Source organism: Ensifer sp. Root954 (assembly GCF_001429005.1).
In the GTDB taxonomy this organism is placed as follows: domain Bacteria; phylum Pseudomonadota; class Alphaproteobacteria; order Rhizobiales; family Rhizobiaceae; genus Ensifer; species Ensifer adhaerens.
Window position 1 is genome coordinate 46,894 of the sequence record NZ_LMJM01000004.1, and the last position, 20,628, is coordinate 67,521.

Annotated in this window: 18 protein-coding genes; 3 read left to right on the forward strand and 15 right to left on the reverse strand. The window is 62.3% G+C overall.

Annotated features, from left to right (window positions below; genetic code table 11):
• Positions 1-38: 38 nt before the first annotated feature.
• Genes ASE71_RS04800 through ASE71_RS04815 form a run of 4 tightly spaced genes read right to left on the reverse strand, consistent with a single transcriptional unit; the run spans position 39 to position 3,973 of the window.
• Positions 39-896: a sugar phosphate isomerase/epimerase family protein gene (locus ASE71_RS04800; protein WP_060520406.1), complete on the reverse strand. Its 858-nt coding sequence runs from the start codon at positions 894-896 to the stop codon at positions 39-41.
• A 2-nt stretch (positions 897-898) separates the two neighbouring features.
• On the reverse strand, positions 899-2,047 hold the full coding sequence (locus ASE71_RS04805; RefSeq protein WP_060520405.1) for a dihydrodipicolinate synthase family protein: 1,149 nt from the start codon (positions 2,045-2,047) through the stop codon (positions 899-901).
• A 7-nt stretch (positions 2,048-2,054) separates the two neighbouring features.
• Positions 2,055-2,834, reverse strand: a complete 780-nt coding sequence (locus ASE71_RS04810; protein WP_060520404.1) for a 3-ketoacyl-ACP reductase — start codon at positions 2,832-2,834, stop codon at positions 2,055-2,057.
• Positions 2,831-3,973, reverse strand: coding sequence for an acyl-CoA dehydrogenase family protein (locus ASE71_RS04815; protein ID WP_060520403.1), 1,143 nt, complete (start codon positions 3,971-3,973; stop codon positions 2,831-2,833). Before ASE71_RS04815 ends, ASE71_RS04810 begins: the two co-directional genes overlap by 4 nt.
• A gap of 155 nt (positions 3,974-4,128) precedes the next feature.
• Between ASE71_RS04815 and ASE71_RS04820 the strand changes: the two genes are divergently transcribed.
• Positions 4,129-5,145 (forward strand): aldo/keto reductase, encoded by a 1,017-nt coding sequence (locus ASE71_RS04820; protein WP_060520402.1) that lies wholly within the window; start codon positions 4,129-4,131, stop codon positions 5,143-5,145.
• A 33-nt stretch (positions 5,146-5,178) separates the two neighbouring features.
• On the opposite strand, the gene ASE71_RS04825 is transcribed toward ASE71_RS04820, so the two are convergent.
• The 3 genes from ASE71_RS04825 to ASE71_RS04835 are packed head-to-tail and all read right to left on the reverse strand — an operon-like array spanning position 5,179 to position 8,826.
• Entirely contained in the window at positions 5,179-6,438 is a 1,260-nt protein-coding gene (locus ASE71_RS04825) for a glycerate kinase (protein ID WP_060520401.1), read from the reverse strand.
• A gap of 46 nt (positions 6,439-6,484) precedes the next feature.
• The gene (locus ASE71_RS04830; protein WP_060520400.1) at positions 6,485-7,258 is read right to left on the reverse strand and encodes an enoyl-CoA hydratase/isomerase family protein; all 774 of its coding nucleotides are present in this window, start codon (positions 7,256-7,258) and stop codon (positions 6,485-6,487) included.
• Positions 7,255-8,826 carry an acyl CoA:acetate/3-ketoacid CoA transferase gene (locus ASE71_RS04835; protein ID WP_060520399.1) on the reverse strand — a complete coding sequence of 524 codons (1,572 nt, stop codon included), beginning with the start codon at positions 8,824-8,826 and terminating at the stop codon, positions 7,255-7,257. Before ASE71_RS04835 ends, ASE71_RS04830 begins: the two co-directional genes overlap by 4 nt.
• Before the next feature lie 135 nt (positions 8,827-8,961).
• Here ASE71_RS04835 and ASE71_RS04840 point away from each other — a divergent pair, with 135 nt between their 5' ends.
• The gene (locus ASE71_RS04840) at positions 8,962-9,780 is read left to right on the forward strand and encodes an aldo/keto reductase (RefSeq protein ID WP_060520398.1); all 819 of its coding nucleotides are present in this window, start codon (positions 8,962-8,964) and stop codon (positions 9,778-9,780) included.
• Positions 9,781-9,832: 52 nt separating this feature from the next.
• Here the strand turns inward: ASE71_RS04840 and ASE71_RS04845 are convergent, their stop codons facing one another.
• From ASE71_RS04845 to ASE71_RS04875, 7 genes are all read right to left on the reverse strand, one after another.
• Positions 9,833-11,428, reverse strand: coding sequence for a GMC family oxidoreductase (locus ASE71_RS04845; RefSeq protein ID WP_060520412.1), 1,596 nt, complete (start codon positions 11,426-11,428; stop codon positions 9,833-9,835).
• Entirely contained in the window at positions 11,428-12,924 is a 1,497-nt protein-coding gene (locus ASE71_RS04850; RefSeq protein WP_034801567.1) for an aldehyde dehydrogenase family protein, read from the reverse strand. Before ASE71_RS04850 ends, ASE71_RS04845 begins: the two co-directional genes overlap by 1 nt.
• Positions 12,925-12,946: 22 nt before the next feature.
• A complete protein-coding gene (locus tag ASE71_RS04855) occupies positions 12,947-13,981 on the reverse strand; it encodes a zinc-dependent alcohol dehydrogenase (protein WP_060520397.1) in 1,035 nt (344 codons plus the stop codon).
• A 10-nt stretch (positions 13,982-13,991) separates the two neighbouring features.
• Positions 13,992-14,933: an ABC transporter permease gene (locus ASE71_RS04860; protein ID WP_060520396.1), complete on the reverse strand. Its 942-nt coding sequence runs from the start codon at positions 14,931-14,933 to the stop codon at positions 13,992-13,994.
• Between the two features lie 7 nt (positions 14,934-14,940).
• A complete protein-coding gene (locus tag ASE71_RS04865; protein WP_060520395.1) occupies positions 14,941-16,446 on the reverse strand; it encodes a sugar ABC transporter ATP-binding protein in 1,506 nt (501 codons plus the stop codon).
• A gap of 8 nt (positions 16,447-16,454) precedes the next feature.
• Positions 16,455-17,420, reverse strand: coding sequence for an ABC transporter permease (locus ASE71_RS04870; protein WP_034801603.1), 966 nt, complete (start codon positions 17,418-17,420; stop codon positions 16,455-16,457).
• 78 nt (positions 17,421-17,498) lie between these two features.
• The gene (locus ASE71_RS04875; protein ID WP_060520394.1) at positions 17,499-18,608 is read right to left on the reverse strand and encodes a sugar ABC transporter substrate-binding protein; all 1,110 of its coding nucleotides are present in this window, start codon (positions 18,606-18,608) and stop codon (positions 17,499-17,501) included.
• Between the two features lie 273 nt (positions 18,609-18,881).
• Between ASE71_RS04875 and ASE71_RS04880 the strand changes: the two genes are divergently transcribed.
• Complete coding sequence (locus tag ASE71_RS04880) at positions 18,882-19,541, forward strand: TetR/AcrR family transcriptional regulator (RefSeq protein WP_089045975.1); 660 nt, start codon at positions 18,882-18,884, stop codon at positions 19,539-19,541.
• Positions 19,542-19,599: 58 nt separating this feature from the next.
• Here ASE71_RS04880 and ASE71_RS04885 read toward each other — a convergent pair whose 3' ends face one another.
• Entirely contained in the window at positions 19,600-20,586 is a 987-nt protein-coding gene (locus ASE71_RS04885; RefSeq protein ID WP_060520393.1) for a zinc-dependent alcohol dehydrogenase, read from the reverse strand.
• Positions 20,587-20,628: the final 42 nt, after the last annotated feature.

Genomic DNA, 20,628 nt, shown 5'->3' on the forward strand with positions numbered 1-20,628 from the left:
GACGGTGACCAGGATCTTCATGTTTGCCTCCCAAATCGTCAGCAGATTGTGCGGAAGCGTTCGACCATCACGTCGAGGACTTCGCTCGGGTCCCGCTTCCACCAGTTGTTTGCGGAAAAGATCTCGACCTCGCAGGGACCCGCATAACCCGCGTCTTCGACGCTCCGTCGCAGCGACTTCAGGTCAGCGACCCCATCGCCCATCATGCCGCGATCGAGAAGCACTTCGCGCGTGTCGGCGAGCCAGTCGCAGAGGTGATAGCCGAAGATCCGCTCGGCGCCCGCGCGCTGCAACTGGGCTTGGATCTCGCTGTCCCACCACACATGGTAGACGTCTATGGCGACGCCGAGATTGGTCGCCCCGACCACATCACAAATATCGACGGCATCGCGCAGCGTCGTCAGGCAGGACCGGTTCCCCGCATAAACAGGATTGAGCGGCTCGAGTGCCAGATTGACGTTTCGGCCGGCGGCATAGGGCGCGATCTCGCCGACACGCTCGGCGACGATCTTCAGGCTCTCTCCCGTGCCCTTGGTTCCCGGATGCACGCCGCCGACGACGATCGTCAGCACCGATGCTCCAAGTCCCGCGGCCATGTCGATCGCGGCCTTCGCCTCGTCGATGACGCTTTGTCGATCGACAGCTTCCGCACCGACGAGAAACGGTGTGCGGCAGAGACCGGCAATCGAGAGGCCGCATGCCCGCGCTCGTTCGCCGATTTCAATCGCGCGCGAGCCGATCTCGCGGCGCCAGAAGACGATCGAGCCGAAGCCACGTTCCGCACAGGCGTCGATAATGCGCTCGGGCGACCAGCCCGCCCCATGGCCATCGAGGTTGTGCCCGAGGCTGGCGGTGTTCAGCGCCAGGGCGGAATGGTCGGTGGTGAAATCACGCATGGCTACGCTCCATAGAGCGCAAGCAGCTTCTTCATCCGATCCACGGCAAGCGCCGGATCGCGCAGGAGCCCGCATTGGTCAGCGAGCCTGAACAGCTCGACGAAGTAAGGCAGCGGCCGCATGGCCTGCGCGCCATTCAACATCACGAAGTGATCCTGAAAGCCGTTCAGCCAGGCAAGGAAGACGACGCCGGTCTTGTAGTACTGCGTCGGTGCCCGGAAGATCAGCCGCGCGAGCGGCACGGTCGGATCAAGCGTTGCGCGAAAGCCTGCGCGATCCCCTTCGCCAAGCCTCTCCACCGCGTAAGCCGCAGCCGGGGCCAGGGGGTCGAATATACCGAGCAAGGCATGCGAAAATCCTTCGCTGTCGCCCTCGATCAGTTCGGGATAGTTGAAGTCGTCACCCGTGTACATCTTAACGCCGGCAGGCAGCCGGCGGCGCATGACGATTTCCTTCTCCTTGTCGAGAAGGGAGATTTTTATGCCGTCGACCTTGGCTGCATCTGCGTTGATGACGGCAAGCGCGGTCTGCATCGCCGGGTCGAAATCCCTGCTGCCCCAATAGCCGGCGAGCTGCGGATCGAACATCTCGCCCAGCCAGTGCAGGATCACAGGCGCGTCACAGGCGGCTAGCACATCGGAATAGACCTTGACGTAATCGTCCGGTCGCTCAGCGACCCGCACCAGGGCACGAGACGCCATGAGGATAAGTCGCCCGCCGACCTTCTGGATCGCCTCGACCTGTTCCAGATAGGCTCTCCGAACATCTTCGATACTGGTGACGGTCGCCGGGTCGAGATGATCAGTGCCGCAGCCATTGGCGACGACGGCGTCCGGCAGTTCTTCCCGCGTGCGGCGGATCAGTTCCAGAGCGCCCGGCCAGTCGAGGCCCATGCCGCGCTGCGCCGTATCCATCGCCTCGGCGATGCCGAGCCCGAGGCCCGCGAGATAGCGGCGGAACTCCATGGTTTTTTCCCAGTCGACGGCGGCGCGGCCGGACGGATCGCTGGCTGTGAACGGGTCGGCGACCACGTGAGCCGCGGAATAGACGACACGCGCCGGGTTCCTGCCAAGTGTCGCAGCCGCGATCGGCGTGCCGATGAGGGCATAGTCGGACAGGCGTCCATCAGTATCGGGAAGCGCGATTTTCATGGGGACCTCAAAAGCGCGGGACGAGCATGCCGGCGTCAGCCGGGATCGTCATTCCGGTGGTGTAGGGAAGACGCCCCGCCGCAAGCGATGCGATCAGGGCACCGACTTCCTCGGGCCTTCCGACGCGCGGGAAGAGCGTGAGCCCCTCCTCCGCCCGCTCGCGATAGGCGTCGATGACGGGTGCGGTCATCTCCGTGGCGATCAGACCAGGCTGGACGTCGTAGACGGCGACATCTTCCCGTCCAAGCCGGACGGCGAGCGTCTTGGAGATCATCGCGGCTGCCGCCTTCGACGCGCAGTACTCCGACCGCTGCTCGGCCACCGCGACGGCATTCGACGAGGTGACATTGATGATCGAATGGAAGAGCGCGCCCTTGCTACGGGCGACAAGACGCCGGGCAAAGGCCTGGCTCAGAAAGAACATACCCTTGGTGTTGACGGCGAAGCAGCGATCCCAGCTTTCCTCCGACACCTCCAGCATGTCGCCGCGCCTGAGAACGCCGACACCCGCATTGTTGACGAGCGTCGTGATCTGGCCCAGTTCGGCTTCAATCGCTGCGAGCGCGCTATCGTGGCCGGCAATCGCGCTGACATCGAAGGCCGCAGCCATGACCGGGACACCGTAAGCGGCGATCCGCTCGACTGCTGACGGCAGTTCGGCATCATCCGGCAGTCCGTTGAGCGCGACCGCAAATCCTTCCCGCGCCAGGGCTTCTGCGGCGGCAAGCCCGATCCCGCGCGAGGAACCGGTCACCAGTGCGACGGGGCGAGGCTCAGACCCGGTCATGCCCGTGCGCCCTTCTTCAGGAGTTCGCGCGCGATGATCATGCGCTGGATCTGGTTCGTGCCCTCATAGATCTGCGTGATTTTCGCATCGCGGTAGAGGCGTTCGACTTCGAACCCGCGAATGTAGCCGGAGCCGCCAAAGACCTGCACTGCATCGGCCGTCCGCTGCACGGCCACATCACCGGCAAAGCACTTGGCGATCGAACAGGCCTTGGTGGCGTCGGCGCCGCTATCGATCTTGGAAGCGGCCGAATGGACGAGCAGACGGGCAGCCTCGATGTCCTTCGCCATGTCGGCAAGGAGCCACTGCACACCCTGGAAATCAGCGATGGCCTTGCCGAACTGCTTGCGTGTCCCGGCATAGTCGAGCGCCGCTTCGAGCCCCGCCTGGGCGATACCGACGGCGAGCGCCGCGATGCCGACCCTACCCTTGTCGAGCACCGACATCATCATGTGGAAGCCGCGGCCTTCCGTGCCCAAGAGAGCGTCGGCCGAAAGCTTGACGTCGTCGAAATTCAGCGCGCCGACCTGGCTCGCCCGCTGTCCCATCTTGTGTTCCTTGGGCCCCTTTTCGACACCCGCGGCGTGCAGGTCGACGATGAAGATCGACATGCCGCGGTTTCCCGCTTCCTTGTCGGTCCTGGCCAGTACGAAGCCGTAGTCAGCGACCGGCGCGTTGTGGATCCAGATCTTGCCGCCATTGAGCCGCCAGCCGTTGCCGTCACGCTCTGCCGTGGTGCGGATGCCCGAAACGTCAGTGCCGGCTTCCGGCTCGGTGATGCAATAGGCGACCTTGGCGCGCATGCCGAGGATATTAGGCAACATCGCCTGCTGGCTTTCGGTCCCGTGGCGGACGAGCAAGGTCGAGATGAGTTCGATCAGGCCGCACTGGTCGGCAACGGATGCGTAGCCGCGGCTCAGCTCCTCCATGACAAGTGCGTAAGTGAGCGTATCGAACCCCGGCCCGCCGAGTTCTTCCGGCACGCCGATGCCAAAAAGGCCGAGCTTTGCCATTTCATCGTAAAGCCCCACCGGGAAGCGCTCCTCGCGGTCGAGCTCCTCTGCCATCGGGCGGATCATTTCGTCGGCAAAGGCACGCGCCATGTCGCGCACCTGCTCCTGCGTTTCGGTGAGATACATCTGCCTCGCCTCATCTCTAGTAACTATCTAGTTACATATATTCTGAAGCCGGATGTCGTCAAGACGAAAAACTTGGAGGCCGAAAAGGATGCTGCTTGCACAGCCGTTTAGGGCCATGCATACTATTCACCATTCAGTTACTTATGGAGGAAAACATGCACCCTGGGCAAAAGAGAAAATTCGGAAGGACGGAGCTGGAGGTGACCGCCTTCGGCTTCGGAACGGCACCCCTCGGCAACATCTTTCGCGAGATCGACGAGGCGACCTCGGAAGCAATGTTCGCGCGCGCCTGGGAGGCCGGCGTCCGCTTCTTCGACACCGCCCCGATGTATGGCCATGGCCTCGCCGAGCTGCGCACGGGTCATGCCCTGCGCTGGAAGGAACGTGACGACTTCGTGCTCGCCTCCAAGGTGGGCCGGCGTTTGCGCCCGGCGCGGCGCGACACGATCGATTTTGCCCCCTGGACGAATGCCGCACCTTTCACGATGCATTTTGACTACAGCTACGACGGGACGATGCGGGCTTTCGAGGACAGCTTGCAACGACTGGGACTGGAGCGCATGGACATGTGTTTCATCCACGATATCGACGTCTTCACGCGCGGCAGCGAGCAACCTGAAGTGTTCGAGCAGGCGATGGACGGCGCCTGGCGGGCGCTGGAAAGATTGCGAGCCGAGAAGGTCGTGAAGGCCATCGGTGTGGGCGTCAATGAATGGCAGGTCTGCGAGCAAGCGTTGCTGCGTCGCGACTTCGACTGCTTCCTGCTGGCGGGGCGCTATACGCTACTCGAACAGGATGCGCTTGATAGCTTTTTGCCGCTCTGCCAGGAGCGCGGCGCCGCCGTTGTCGTGGGCGGCGGGTTTAATTCGGGGATCCTCGCGACCGGCGCCAGGGAAGGTGCGAAGTACAACTATGCGCCGGCACCGCGCGAAATCCTTGAAAAAGTTGCAAGGATCGAAGCCGTCTGCGCCGCCTATAATGTGCCACTGGCCGCAGCCGCGCTGCAGTTTGTTGTCGCCCATCCCGCCGTTCCATCCTTCATGGCGGGTACGCGCACGATCGAACAGCTGGAGCAGAACCTGGCCTGGTTCTCGCATCCGATCCCGACAGATTTCTGGGCGGACCTGAAGCACAAGGGCCTCCTGCGCGACGACGCGCCCGTTCCGGCCTGAGCAACGCCGAACCCGCGCCGGCAACGGCGCGGGTTAGCGGATCAGGATTGCCCTGAAGTCGTTGACGTTGGTTCCGGTCGGCCCGGGAACGAACAGGTCGCCGAGATGATGGAAGGCCGTCCAGGCGTCATTGTTGGCAAGCAGGGCCGAAGGATCGCACCCCAGGTTGCGCAAGCGCGCCATGCTCTGCCCGTCGGCAAAGGCGCCGGCATTGTCTTCCGAGCCATCGATGCCATCGGTATCGGCGGCGATTGCGGAGAAGCCGATCCCGTCGGCCGCAAGAGCGAGGGAAAGCAGAAACTCCGTGTTGCGCCCGCCCTTGCCGCCGCCTTTGATCGTGACGGTGGTTTCTCCACCCGAAAGAATGACGACAGGGCGCGAGAACGGCCGGCCGCGACCGGCGACTTCACGCGCAATGGCCGCGTGAACGCGCGCGACGTCGCGAGCCTCCCCTTCGATCGAATCGGAGAGGATGACCGCGGGAACGCCAAGTGACGCAGCGCGGGCGGCGGCGGCCTCCAGCGAGAGGTTCGCAGACGCGATCACCCGGACCTCGTTCCTCGTAAAGACCGGATCGCCTGGGAGAGGCGCCAGACCTTCGTTGCCCTCCAGCCACGCGGCAACCCGCGCCGGAAGGGCAATGCCCCAGGTCTTAACCAGGTTCCGCGCCAGCGCGCGATCCGTCATGTCCGGGATGGTCGGCCCGCTGGCAACCTGCGCCGGATCGTCACCCGGCACGTCCGACACCACCAAGGTGACGACCTTTGCCGGATGGCAGGCGGCCGCAAGACGACCGCCCTTGATACCCGAGACCTGTTTGCGGATGGCGTTCATGACAGAGATCGGCGCGCCACTTGCAAGCAGGGTCTGGTTGAATAGCACCTCCTCTTCCAGCGTGAGCTGGCCCGGCGGAGACGGCAGCAGGGCCGAACCGCCACCGCAGATCAACGCAACGACAAGGTCATCTTCGGTAAGATCGCGCACAGCCTCGAAAAGCGCATCCGTTGCCTGCAATCCGGCTGCATCGGGCACGGGATGGGAGGCCTCAAGTACGCGGATGCGCGTGCACGGGGCGGCATAACCATAGCGCGTGACGACAACGCCTTCGAGCGGACCGCGCCAGAGCCTTTCGAAAGCGGCGGCGAGCTGGGCCGCCCCCTTGCCCGCCCCAATGACGACGGTCCGTCCGCGTGGCTCGCTCGGGAGATGGGCGCGCAGGGCATTTTCCGGGTCCGCAGCCTCGATCGCAGCGCGAAAGAGGTCTGCGAGGAATTCTTTATCGTCAGATTTCATGACACACCGCCATCAAGGGCCGGGTCACCGGGAGAACGGCGCCGACCTATCGATTGAACTTTGGCGAACGCTTCTGACGGTAGGCCGCAAGCCCCTCCATCAGGTCGCTCGACGCTGCTGCCACCGCGCCAGCAAGCGCCTCAACCACGCGTTCGCTCTCTTCACCCTCGGCCGCATTGATCAGCATCTTGGTGAGTTCCGTCGCCCGCGGCGAACGTTGCAGCACACGCTCGGCAGCGACTTGTGCAGCGGCAAGCCCCTCGCCTTTTGCAACCACCCTGTCGACAAGCCCGAGCGACAGCGCCTCCCCGGCACCGTAGACCTCGCCGAAAAGCGCCATGCGTCGCACCAGCTGGGCTCCGAACCGGCGCGAGGCGCGTTGCGTGCCCGACCATCCGGGGATGATGCCAAGCCCCGGCTCCGGCTGGCCAATCTTCACATGCGCCTCGGCTATGCGCAGGTCGGCACAGGCGGCGAGTTCCAATCCGCCGCCGAGCGCATGCCCGTTCAAGACGGCGATCAGCGGCACGGAAAGGCGCGCCAGCGCATCGAAGGCGTCGTGGCCATCACGCAGCCAGCGACGGGAGAACCTATCGGCATCGAGACTGCTCCATGCGTCGATGTCACCACCTGCACAAAATGATCTCTCGCCTTCGCCAGAGAGGATGGCCACGACCGCGTCAGAACGCTCGATGGTGCGACAGGCCTGTAAAAGCGCGTCTACCATATCCGCATCGATCGCATTCAGCTTCTCCGGACGACGGAGCGTCAGCCGCGCGATGCGATCAGTGACGACCAGTTCAATCCGCGCATCACTCACAGCGAAAGCCCTATGGCTTCGGGGCGGAACAGGGCGCCATCCATCCGCTTCAGCGTCTTTGAAACCCGAAGGGGCGTTGCCGCCTGATCAAGCACGTCCCGTTGAAGGTCGAGACCCGGCGCAACTTCGGTGACAACGAGCCCCTCGCTGTCGAGACGGATGACGCAGCGCTCCGTGACGTAGCTGATGTCTTGCCCTTGAGCGCGGGCACGCTTGCCGGAGAAGCTCACCTGATCGACCTTCGGCACGAACTTGGCGATGCGGCCCTCCTTGTCGATCACCAGCCGACCATCCTCGACGCGCATCTTGGCGCCGGCATTGAAGTTGCCGGAGAAGACGATCTTCTTTGCGCGCGACGTGATGTCGACGAAGCCGCCGGCGCCGGCCGTACGGTGCGGGGTGGCCGCAAGACGGCTGACATTGACCGAGCCCTCGGCGTCGATTTCCAGGAAGGACAGCAGCGAGCAGTCAAATCCGCCCGCCTGGAAGTAACAGAACTGATGCGGCGAGGCGACGAAGGCCTCAGCGTTGGATGCACAGCCGAACTTGAAGTCGAGCAGTGGAACACCGCCGACAGCGCCCTGCTCGATCACCCAGGTGACCTTGCCGTGATGCCCTTCCTCGATGAGTATCCGTGGCACGTTGGCTGATATGCCGAAGCCAATGTTGACTGCCCAGCCATCCTCGAGCTCCTGCGCCACACGTCGAGCAATCACCTTGCCGACGTCCAGCGCCGGCGTGCGAAACGTCTCGAGCGGCCGGAAGAGCTCGCCCGAGATCGCCGGGTCGTAGGGCGTTGCCGTCGTCTGCAGCTGATCCGGCGCCTCAACGATGATGTCGACGAGGATGCCGGGCACGCGCACATCGTGGGGACGAAGGGTGCCACTTGCCGCCACGCGCTTGACCTGAGCGATCACAAGACCGCCGGAATTGCGGGCTGCCAGTGCCATTTCCATCGCGCCGAGCGTCGCCCCTTCCTGTTCGAAGGTCAGGTTGCCCTTCTCATCGGCGGTCGTTGCGCGAATGATCGCCACATCGGGGCGGATGGCCGGAAAATGCAGCCAGTCCTCGCCCTCGAACGACACGCGCTTGACGATCGGTTCAGCCCGCGCCCGGTCATTCATGGCACAGCCATCCTGTTCGGGATCGACGAAGGTCTCCATCCCCACCTTCGTCAGCACGCCCGGACGCTTGGCAGCACCTTCACGCAGCATGTCGAAGACGATGCCGGAGGGCACGTTAAAGGCGGCGAGTTCCTCCTTCAGGATCATTTGCCAGATGAGCGGCGGCTCGGCGTTGCTTGGTCCGGAGGGATAGGAGCCGCCGATGATCTTCACCAGCATTCCGGGCTTGGCGATGTGATCGACGCCGCGCGTCCCGAAAAAGTCGCCGGCGGCGATCGGGTGAATGGATGTGAGGCCGCGCGGATGGCCTTCGCTGTCAAAGCGCTCGCCGAGCGCTTTCAACACCGCATCGGGGCAGCAAAGGCCGGACGAAGAGTTCACGGCGACGACCGAGCCATCCTTGATGAGCCGCACCGCCTCCTGCGCGCTCTTCACCTTCTTCATCTGCTGATCCTCCGTTTTTCATTGCCTGAAGTAACTAACTAGTTATATGTTAATTCGCGACAAGACAAGCCGGCCGGCGCGATTTTCGAATGACCGGCATTCGACGCCAGCTCGGCAATCGACCAAGGGGGAGGCATGAACATCTACTTCCAGAAGAGCTTTCAGCGCGGCTTTGGCACGTACCCGCTGAAGGGGGACGAACTGCGACGAGCGATCGAGGCCGCTATCGACGTCGGCTATCGTGCCTTCGATACGGCGCAGATGTATGGGAACGAGGCTGACACCGGCGAAGCACTGGCGGAATGCGGCGTTCCCCGTTCTGAACTCTGCATCACCACGAAAGTGCATCCGGACAACTACACGGACGAGACGTTTCTCCCCTCGGTCGAGACGAGCCTTCGAGCCCTGAAGACCGATTGCGTCGATGTTCTTCTCTTGCACTGGCCGCCGGCCAACGGAGAGATCGCCCCCTCGCTGCGCATGCTTCGATCCGCGCTGGAACGAGGGCTGACGAGATCTGTCGGCGTGTCGAACTACACGGCGGCCATGATGCGGGAAGCGCGGTCCATCGTCGACGTTCCGCTCGTGACCAATCAGGTGGAATTCCACCCGCTACTCAACCAGGAGAAACTGCTCGCGGCCGCCGCGGAAACAGGAATCCCGATCACCTCCTATGCGTCGATCGCCCGTGGAGAGATCTTCAAACACGGCCTTTTTTCCGAGATCGGCGAGACCTACGGCAAGTCCGCGGCACAGGTGGCGCTGCGCTGGATTATCCAGAAAGGCGTTCCGCTCAATACCATGTCCACCAAGCCGGCAAACATCCGCGCGAACTTCGAGATCATGGATTTCACTCTCTCGTCAATCGACATGCAAAGGATCGACGCGCTGACGGCCACCGGTTACCGCATCATCAAACCAGGACAACTTCCCTGGGTTCCTGAATGGGACTGACAGAAAAAGGGCGGCCCACGAGCCGCCCTTTTTTTACGATCGGCCAGCCTGCTCAGGCATTGCCGCGGATCATGTCTGCGGCCTTTTCCCCGATCATGATCGTTGCCGCGTTGGTGTTGGACCCGACAAGGCTCGGCATGGTGGAACTGTCGCAGATGCGGATGCCGTCAAGCCCGTGCACGCGCAGTTGCGGATCGACCACCGACATCTCGTCGCGCCCCATCTTGCACGTGCACGTCGGATGATAGGATGTGCGACCGTACTGGCGGGTATAGGCGATGTAGTCCGCTTCCGTGCGGACATCCCGGCTCGGGAAGTGCCTCATCTTGATGTACTTCTCCAGCGAAGGCTGAGCGAAGATCTCCTGACTGATCTTGACGCCTTCGACCGAGATCTTCACGTCTTCGGGGTCAGCAAGGAAGTTCGGATCGATGATCGGAAGATCGCGCGGGTCCGCTGAGCGAAGAGTGACAGTCCCACGCGACTTCGGGCGCAGCGTGTAGGAATTGAGCGTAATGCCGGAGGAACCCTTTGGCACACTGGGTACGCCGGCTTCCGCGCCGGCGCCGGCGAGGAAATGGAACTGCAGATCCGGATAGGGACTCGTCTTGTCACCGTACCAGAATGCCCCGCCCTCAACCACGTTGGAGGTGATTGGGCCGGAGTTAAACAGTGTGTATTGAAGACCCGCCCAGATCGACCAATGCAGCTTGTTGTACTTGTCGAGGCTGTCGTGATCTTTCAACTCCGCGACGATATCGACGCCGAAATGGTCTTGCAGGTTTTCGCCCACGCCGGCCAGATCCTGGATCACATCGATGCCGTGGCTGCGAAGTGCCGCGGCAGGACCCACGCCCGAAAGCATCATCAGCTTCGGCGTGCCGATCGCACCCGAGGTCAAGAGCACCTCGCTGTCGGCGCGCGCGGTCATCCGCTTGCCATCGACCTGATAGTCAACGCCGACGGCGCGTCGCCCTTCGAAGACGACACGCAGCACGAGCGCCCCGGTGATGACCGTGAGGTTCTTGCGCTTCAGGGCCGGCCTGAGATAACCGACCGCTGCAGAGCAACGGCGGTTGTTCCGGGTTGTTGTCTGGTAGACGCCAGATCCTTCCTGGAGCGGACCATTGAAATCAGGATTGTAGGGTATGCCGAGTTCCTGGCAGCTTTGTACGAAGGCGCGCGTCATGCGCTGCGGCTCGGGAATGTTCGACACACCGAGCGGGCCGTCCGTTCCGTGCCATGTGCCCGAGAGGATCGTATTGCCCTCGGAGCGCAGGAAGTACTTCTGGATATCCTTGAACCCCCAGCCGTCAGCCCCCTCCTCGACCCAGCGGTCGTAATCACCAGGATGCCCACGCGTGAACACCTCCGCATTGATCGAGGAGCCACCGCCGAGCACCTTTGCCTGGGCGTAGAGGATTTCACGGTTGTTGGCGTGTTTCTGGGGCGCGGTCTTCAGTCCCCAGGTCAACGGACCGGCGGTCATCTTGGCAAAGCCGACGGGCATGTGGATCAGCGGATGACTGTCGCGCCCGCCGGCCTCGATGAGGCAGACGCGCGCCGACGGATTTTCAGAGAGTCGCGCCGCCAATACGCAACCGGAGGAACCGCCTCCGACGATCACATAATCATAGCCTTGCGACATCATGCAATCCAATGCGAACGCTTGCCGATCTCGACGTGAACGGACTTCACCTGCGTATACTCCTCAACCCCGTAGACGCCGGCCTCACGGCCCCAACCGGACTGCTTGAAACCACCGAGCGGCATCTCAGGGCCACCCGCCATGATCGTGTTGACCCAAAAGCGGCCGGCACGCACTTTCCGTGTCACGGTCAGCGCCTTGTCGATGTTCTTCGTCCACACGCTCGCCGCCAGGCCGTAGACCGTATCATTGGCGAGCTGGATGGCTTCCTCGACCGTGTCGAAATGCATGGAGCACAGAACCGGGCCGAAAATCTCGTCGCGCGCAATCGCCATGTCGCGGGAAACACCGGAGAAAAGCGTCGGTGCGATGTACTGGCCGTGGCCAAGATCGATCGTCTCGCCACCGGTGAGAAGCTTGGCGCCTGCCGCCTTGCCCTTGGCGATATAGTCCAGGATCGTGGCGTTCTGGGCCTCAGTGGTGATGGCGCCCACCTGGGTGCCTTCGTCCAGGGGATCGCCGACCCGGATCTTTTTCATCTTCTCGACCAGGAGTTTTTCGAACTCCGCCGCGACAGAACGCTCGACGATCAGGCGCGACGACGAAACACAGCATTGTCCGGTGTTGAAGCTGATGCCGAAAGCGGCGCCGTCAGCGGCATCCTCAAGGTCGGAGTCGGCAAAGACAATGATGGGGTTTTTGCCACCGAGCTCGAGGCCCAGCTTCTTGAAGTTGCTGTCGGCGGCAGCGTGGACGCAGGAGCGCCCAACGGCCGTCGATCCCGTGAAGGAAAGCATGTCGACGTCAGGATGTTCGGCAAGCGCCTGCCCGATCGAGCGGCCGGAACCGGTGACGACATTGTAGACGCCGGCAGGCAGGCCGGCTTCGGCCAGAACCTCGGCCAGAAGCAGCGTGGTCACGGAGGTGACTTCAGACGGCTTCACCACCATGGTGCAGCCGGACGCCAGGATGAAAGGCACGCGCTCGCACAGGATCAGGAACGGAAAGTTCCAGGGCGTGATCAGGCCGATGACACCGATCGGCTCGCGCAGTACCATACCGAACAGGTCGTCACCGAGCGAATTGAAGCTGTCGCCGTGCAGGAGGCGGGCGGCACCGGCGCCGACCTCGAAGCAGGCAATGCAATGATCGATCTCGCCGCGCGCCTGCGAGATCGGCTTGCCGTTTTCGAGCGTCTCCCAATAGGCGATCTCGTCCCGGCGGCGACGCAGGATTTCGGCGACGCGCAAGAGAACGCTGGCGCGCGCAGCCCCGGAAAGCCCGGACCAGCGGCGGTCCTCGAAGGCATTGCGCGCCGCAGCTACCGCCGCGTTCAGATCATCGATCGTGCAGCGAACGGTGCGCGTGACCGGCGTACCATGGCCTGGCGAGGCGCGTTCGAAGTGGTCGGTCCCTTCTTTCCACTGCCCGTCGATGAAGAACCCGAAGCTGCGCGCTGCGGACGGGGGAGCAAGAAACGTCTTCGTCTGGTCCATCTGGTACCTCCACTTCGATAGTTTACGCCGCGATGGCGATCTGGGTCTTCAGGTGTTGCGGCCGCTCGCCGATCGTCTCGAAGGCTTCCTGAATGGCCTCCAGCGGATAGCTTGCCTTGGTGAAATCCTGCGTGCGGAACCGGCCATGCGACAGAAGCGTGAGTGCGTCGTGCATATCCTCGCCCATCCCGGCAACAGAACCTTTGAGGCTCCCTTCTTCCAACACCGTTCGCAGGCTGTCGAGAGCTACGGTCTCGCCGGGCGGGGTGATGCCGAAAAAGGCGACATGGCCGCCGCGTCGCGCAAGATCGAATGCCTGTTCGTAGAGCTTCCGGTTGCCGACGCTCTCGATCACGAGATCCGCCCCGCGTCCGCCGGTCATCTTGTGAACCACGGCTTTCAGTTCGGTTGGATCCGACACCGCCGCATCCGCCCCGGCCTCGATCGCCATGCGGCAACGGTCTGGCGAAAGGTCGGCGACAATGATCGGCGCCGCGCCGACAAGGCGCATCATCTGCACATGCAGGTTTCCGATCGGTCCGGCGCCAAAGATGAGGACCGATTGGCCGAACGTCGCCTGCGCCTTGCGCGCCGCACGAACGACGCAGGCGACCGGCTCCGTGAGCGCAAGCACCGCATCGGCGATATCAGCCTGAACCGGGATCGCCAGTCGCGCCGGAACCGCTACATATTCGGCAAAGGCGCCGTCCCGACCGATACCGACCTGCGTAACCTCGGCGCAGTTCAGAACCTCGTTGCGACGGCACCAATAGCAGCTGCCGCAGCCGATGTTGATATCGACCACCACGCGTGCTCCGGCCGCAAGATGGCGGACGTTGGCGCCACGCTCGGCGATGGTTCCGCAGAACTCGTGTCCTGGGACGAGCGGAAGCCGGTCAGCCGCGTAGTGGCCGTTGAAGATATGAATGTCCGTACCGCAGATGCCCGTGCGCGTGACCCGGACGAGCACATCGTCCGGTCCGACGATCGGCAAGGCGACCTCCCGAACCTCGAAGCGTTTCGGGGCAGTGAGCACGGCGGCGCGCATGGTCGTCATCGCCACTCTCCTACTTCACGGTGCGCAGCTTGGCGCGATCGATCGTCAGGGCAATGGCAATGATCAACACGACGCCGAAGACGATCTGCTGCCGGGTCGCGTCGATCTCGAAATACAGCATCGACGATCGGATGACCACAACGATCAAGGTGCCGACCACGGTGTTCATCACGCCGCCGACACCGCCCGTCAAAGGCGTGCCACCGACCAGCACGGCAACGATTGCCGGCAACAGGAATCCATTGGCGATCGTCGGTGCGCCGCCGGAGAGCTTGACCGCAAAGAGCAGGCCGGCAATGGACGCAAGTGCACCGGAGATCGCGAATGCAAGGATCTTGTAGCGCGCAACATCGATACCGGACGCGGCGGCGGCCAATTCGCCGGCACCGACCGCCTTCAAAACGCGGCCGAGCGTCGTGCGCCGTTCGATGAAGAGGCAGAGAGCCACGAGCCCCGCGGCAATCAAGAGTTCGTTGGGGACGCCCCAAGTATGACCAATCATCCAGCCGAAGGTTTCGTTGCGCTGAGCGGCGTCCATGTTGAGCGCGCGCTGACCCGAAAGCCACTGCGCAACCGAGAACGCAACGCCGCCGACCGCAAGCGTGGAGATGAAGGACGGCACGAAAAGCCGTGTCGTCACGAAGCCGGATAGCGTGCCAAGGAGAAAGCCGGCAACGACGCAAAGTACCGCAACCCAGGCACCGAGCGAGGCAAGGTAAACCGAGGCGATGACCGTCACCATGTTCGCCATCGACTGGGCCGACAGGTCGATGCCGCCGATATAGATGGCGAAAGTGAGACCGAGCGCCATGATGAAGAGTGGCACGATGTCGCCGGCAATGCCGAGAAGGTTCGTGGGTCGCAGGAAACCGGGATCGGTGATGCCGACGACGGCGACGAGCACCAGGAGCGTTATCCAGGGAAGGTGCGGTTTGAGGCGCTGAATATCCATTGGTCCCTCAGATCATGTAGTGCAAAAGGTCATAGGGCGTGGGCTTGGAACCCGGTTCGCAGGCGAACTGTTTCTGGATGCGCCCGTCCTTGACGACGATGATGGTGTGCGAAAGGCCGATTGCCTCTTCCAATGTGTCGGCAACCAGCACGATGCCGACGCCCGCCGCACTCATGGCGCGGATCATGCCGTAGACATCTTCCTTGGCGCCGATGTCGAGACCGCGCGTCGGATGGTCGAGCAGCATGATGTCGGAACCGGCCGAACGCCACTTGGCCAGAACCACTTTCTGCTGGTTTCCGCCTGAAAGATTGCCACAATCCGCAAACTCGGAATGGGCCTTGATCGACAATTTCTTGATCCATTCACGGGCAAGCGCCCGCTCCTCGCCGACGCGCAGCACACCACCTTTCGAGCGGTGTTTCATCTGCGAAAGCGTCATGTTTTCGTAGACGTTCATGCCAGCAACAATGCCCTCGATCTTGCGCTCGCGGGGCACATAGCCGACGCCACGAGAAACCGCGTGCCGCGGTGAAAGATCGGTCGCATCGCCTCCCTTGATGCGGAGACGGCCGGTGCTCGGCGTCAGCATGCCGTAGATCGTCCTGAGGATTGCCTCGCGCCCCGAACCTTCCGTACCGACAAGACAAAGCACTTCACCGGCATGCAGCTTGAGCGAGATGTCCTGGATGCGGCCAGGAAGGCCCACCTGGTCCATCTCGACGAGTGCCTTTGCGGCGTCGAACGGCTTTTGCAGATGCTCGCGGTAATATTGCTTGTCGACATTGCGACCGACCATCTTGTGCTGGATGGCCTCGGCCGGGGCAGCACCACGGTCGACGACGTCCACGACCTCACCATCCTTCATCACGTAGATGCGATCGGAAAGTTCCATCACCTCGTCCATGCGATGCGAGACGAAGATGAACGAGGCCCGCGTCACCAGTTCCCGCACAAGCTTGAACAGCAGCTGCACCTCTTCCTTTGACAGAACCGAGGTCGGCTCGTCGAGCAGGATAACGAGATCCCCCTCCACGCGCTCTTCGAGCGTCAACACCTTGGCGAGCTCGACGAGCTGACGTTGGGCAAAGGAAAGCTTCGACGTCACCATCGCCGGATCGATATCGAGTTTCACCTTGGCAAGCTGACGGCGTGCGGCTTTCGCCATAACCTTCCAGTCGACGACACCGAAGCGGGTGAACTGTCGTTCATAGCCGAGGAAGATGTTCTCCATGACGGTCAGGTTCGGGATCAGCGACTGCTCCTGGAACACCATCCCGATGCCCTTCTCCATCGCCTGGCGCGGATTGGCAAAGCGAACGGGCGTTCCGTTGATGAGGACCTTGCCGCCATCGGGCTGGTAGGCGCCATAGATCACCTTCATCAAGGTGGATTTGCCAGCGCCATTCTCCCCCACAAGTCCGACGATCTCGCCGCGCTTGATGTGGAAGTCGATTGCCTTTAGCGCGTGAACGCCGGGGAATTTCTTGTCGACAGCCTTGAGCTCGTACATGGCGTGCCTCACTTGACGAAGGAAAGCATCTTGCGGTCGGTCGAAAGCACGACGGCAAGAATGACGAGCAGGCCGAGCATGCCGTCCTGGATGAAGTCGGGCAGACCGATGACGACCATGCCATTGTCGATGACGTTCACGATCAGCACGCCGACAAGTGCGTTCCAGACGCCGCCGATGCCGCCCCAGAGCGCCACGCCACCGACAACGACCGACGTGATGGAGACGAACATGAAGTTCGCACCGGTCACCGATTCCGCCTGGCCGATGCGCGCCACCACGAGGATTGCGGCAATGGCGTAAAAGACGCCGGCAAGCGCAAAGCCGGTCACGCGAACGCGGGTAACATTGAGGCCCGAGGCATGCGCGAGATCCTCACCGCCGCCAACCGCGTAGAAGTTGCGGCCAAGCGTGGTGTGGGTCTGAATGAACCAGGCAACGACGAGGAAGAAGGCAGCGACGTAGACCATTAGCGGGAAACCCAACAAACGCACCGTCAGCAGGCCCCGAAAGGTCGCGTCGCTTACTTTGACGATGTCACCGCCGGTGAGCAGGATCGCGGCCCCCGTCCCGACGAAGCCCATGGCAAGGCTCGCCATGAAGGACGGTATCTTCAGCTTCACATGGACAAGCCCGTTTAGCAGTCCGATCACGCCGCCGAGAAGGAGAACAAGCGGAATGGCGACCCAACCGGAAGGGGCGAGCGAGCCACCGAAATGGGCAAAGATGAACGCAAAGGCCACGGCCGTGAGGGAAACCGTTCCCTCCATCGAGAGGTCGATCGATCCCATGACGATGATGAAGGTGACGCCGACGGCAACCATGAGTGCCGGAGCTGCCGCAATCGCGATGCGGGCGAAGTTCCGCGAGGAAAAGAAAGTCGGGTTGAGCGCGGTGAAGAAGATCACCAGCGCAATCAGCACCAGAAGCGGCGCCCATTTGATCAAGGTTTCGCGCGATAGGCGACGTGTCACGTCAGACACCCCTCTTTTAGAAAGTCACAAGGGGAACGGGGCGGCGGCACACAGGCTGCCGCCCAGCTGGTCGAAATTTCAGTACTGGATCTGGCCGTTGGACGGCCCCCAGAAATCCGTCCAATTGTAGGTCGGGACGGAGTCGAGATACTTCGCCTTGAACTCGGCGGCATCCTTGGCCGTGACCAGGATCGTCGGGCCGTAGAACTCGCGGTGTTCCTTCGGCTCTTCGGACGGCTTGAAGCTGCCGATCGCCGCGTGATAGGCGAGTGCCGCGCTGATGCCGCCGCCCCAGTGCGGGTTGGTGAAGACGGTCGCCAGGAGCTTGCCGTCCAGCACCATCTGCACGGCCTCCGGATTGCCGTCATAGGAAACGATCGGCATGTCCTCGATACCCTCGGCGCGCAGGGCCTCGATGACACCATAGGCGATGTTGTCGTTGGCGCAGTGTACGCCCTTGATCTTGTCGCCGTAGCGGGTCAGGAACGACGCCATGAGGGCCGCACCCTTCTGCGTGTCCCAGTCGGCCGGCTGCGCATCGAGCAACTCGATGTTCGGGAAATCTTTGAGTGCGTTCTTGAGGCCGTTCAGGCGCTCGACTGCCGGGTTGTTGGCGGCGATGCCTCCGAGGTGCACCACACCACCTTCACCACCCATCGCCTCAAACAGGATCCGCGCGGTCTGTTCAGCAGGCTTCTCATCCGACCAGGTCATATGGGAAACGTAGTTGTCGCCGAAATCCCAAGGATGCAGGTCGTCGGTCTTGTTCCAGATCGTTGAAATGTAGGCGCCCGCTGCCTGAACCGCCTCGACAACGGGTCTGGCGTTGGGGCTGTCGTTTGCATCGCAGGCGATCGCGCAATTGCCGTTGTTCTTGGCGAGAAACGCCTTGATGTCGGCGAGCGACTTTTCCGTAGACCCCTCGTTGATCAGGCTGACGAGTGCGCTCTTCGGCTTGCCGAGCGATTCCACGAAAGCCTCGCCCCCGGAAACGACCGAATTCCAGTAGGCAGACGCCCGGTCGCGATAGCTCCAGGCAATTGCCGGATCCGTCAATGCAGCCTGCGCCGTGCCGCGACCGAACGCCATCGGCACCGTCATGGCGCCCACGCCTGCTGCAGCGGCAAACAAGAAGTTGCGACGGCTTACCGTCTCGCGTTCGATAAAATCCTTAATAAAGGTCGACATGCCAATCCTCCCATATCCTCGGTGAGCGTTCCCCGTCCCACACGGGTTGAAAATGCAGGTTCGCAGGTGGCGGCGCACGCTTGTCGCCCTGGCCTCCTCCGGCCTCGTCAGTCCCACTTAACGCACTAACTAGTTACTTCTTTACAAAACCCCGAGTCAAGTGCTTTTAATGGGCACAAGCGCCGACCGACCTGACGAACCGCTTTGACGGATCAGCTTTCCGGCGTGTATGACTTTCAGCGCAGCAGGCGCGAGGGCGACGGAGGAAGGGCTTTGAGCATCACGAACGAAGACACGGAAAAATCTGCCCGAAAGCCACGCATCAGAGACGCCGAGGCAACGAAGGCGCGCATTCTGGACGCGGCCAAGAAAGAGTTTGCGAAGAATGGCTTGGGAGGCGCGCGGGTCGACGTGATCGCCGAGAAGGCCAACGCCAACAAGCGGATGATATACCACTATTTCGAGAGCAAGGAGCGGCTGTTCCAGACCGTTCTCGAAGATGCCTATATCGACATCCGAACGGCTGAACAAAAACTCAAGCTCGACGACCTGGAACCGAAGGCGGCCCTTGCCAAACTCGTCCAGTTCACCTGGGAATATTACCTGAAGAACCCGGAGTTCATCACGCTGGTCAACAGCGAGAACCTTCACCGCGCGAAGCATTTGAAGAAGTCCGAGGTCATCAAGGCCGCCAGCCGCAAGTTCGTCAACATGGTCGGCGACATTCTCGAACGCGGCGCGGCACAGGGCGTGTTTCGGTCGGGCGTCGACCCTGTGCAGCTCAACATCACCATTGCAGCGATCGGCTATTACTACCTGACCAACCGTTTCACCGGATCGATCATTTTCGAACGTGATCTCATGGCCAAGGAAGCGATTGACGAACGCCTGCAGTTCAACGTCGACACCATCATGCGGCTGGTATGTGCCTAACGCGTCGCGCCAGGCACATACACGAGCGATAGCCGGGCATATCGGCCCGGCGCTTGGGCTAGGCCCAATCGATAACGATGAAGGGCTGCTCAATCGCGCGCCGCGCAATGTCCGAATAGAGTGACGCGGGATCGTCTGGCGTCACGTGGCGGATCAGGCCTTCGACCTCTATCAGACCTTCAGACAGCCATTCGAGCGCGCGCGAGAAGCCACCGAAGACGCTATGCGGTGCATTGTTGTACCCTTCGAGCAGTTCTTCCCAAACGAAGTCGCGACCGAGCATCGGAACCTCCCATTCCCAGCCTGAGCGCAGCGTCACCAGGTTGAAGAAGACCGCCTGCATGAGTTCGTGCGCAGAAAATTCGGTTGCCCGCCTCCAGGGAACACCAACCATGACGACTTCACCAAGCTTGCGGACAAGTCGGCAAGCATCGATGATGGCACCCTCATGACCTGAACAATCGACGACGAGGGCGACTTTTCCGGTCAGGTCCGATGCGTCGCCTATAGACGCTCGGCAATCCGCAATTCCGCTTCGACCGGCCTGAGCGCGCCTGACCGGATCCGGATCGACCACCGTCACGCGATAGCCGCCGATCGCAAAGAGGTGCGCAGCCAGGAAGCCAACCGGCCCCGCCCCCGAAACGACCACGCGGTCACCCGGACGCGCCTTCGTCGTCATCAGGCTCGTCATCGACACCCCCATCAAGCGGGCGAGAACGGCGCGATCCGGGGCCAATCCATCCGGCAACGCCAGAGTGTGTCGGGCATCGTGGGTCTGCGTGGAACGATGCTGCCCCATTGCAAAGCGCCGGTCACCGACGCTGACGCCATCGACATCGTCTCCGATCTCGGTCACCTCGAAGACAGCCGCATAGCCCGGCCGGATGGGAAACACGTCACCGTTGGCCCAGCCAAGCTCCGTGCCCTGACTGATCAGAGTACAGAGCGTTCGCCCACGGATCTGACCGGGCAGTAGCGCACCGTCTTCGTAGTTGCCGAGCACAAATGTCTGCTTTGTGCTTATCAGGATTTCTTGAGGCACGGCTTTCCTTTCCGGCTTTTGGCCAGGGGTTCTCATGTCTTT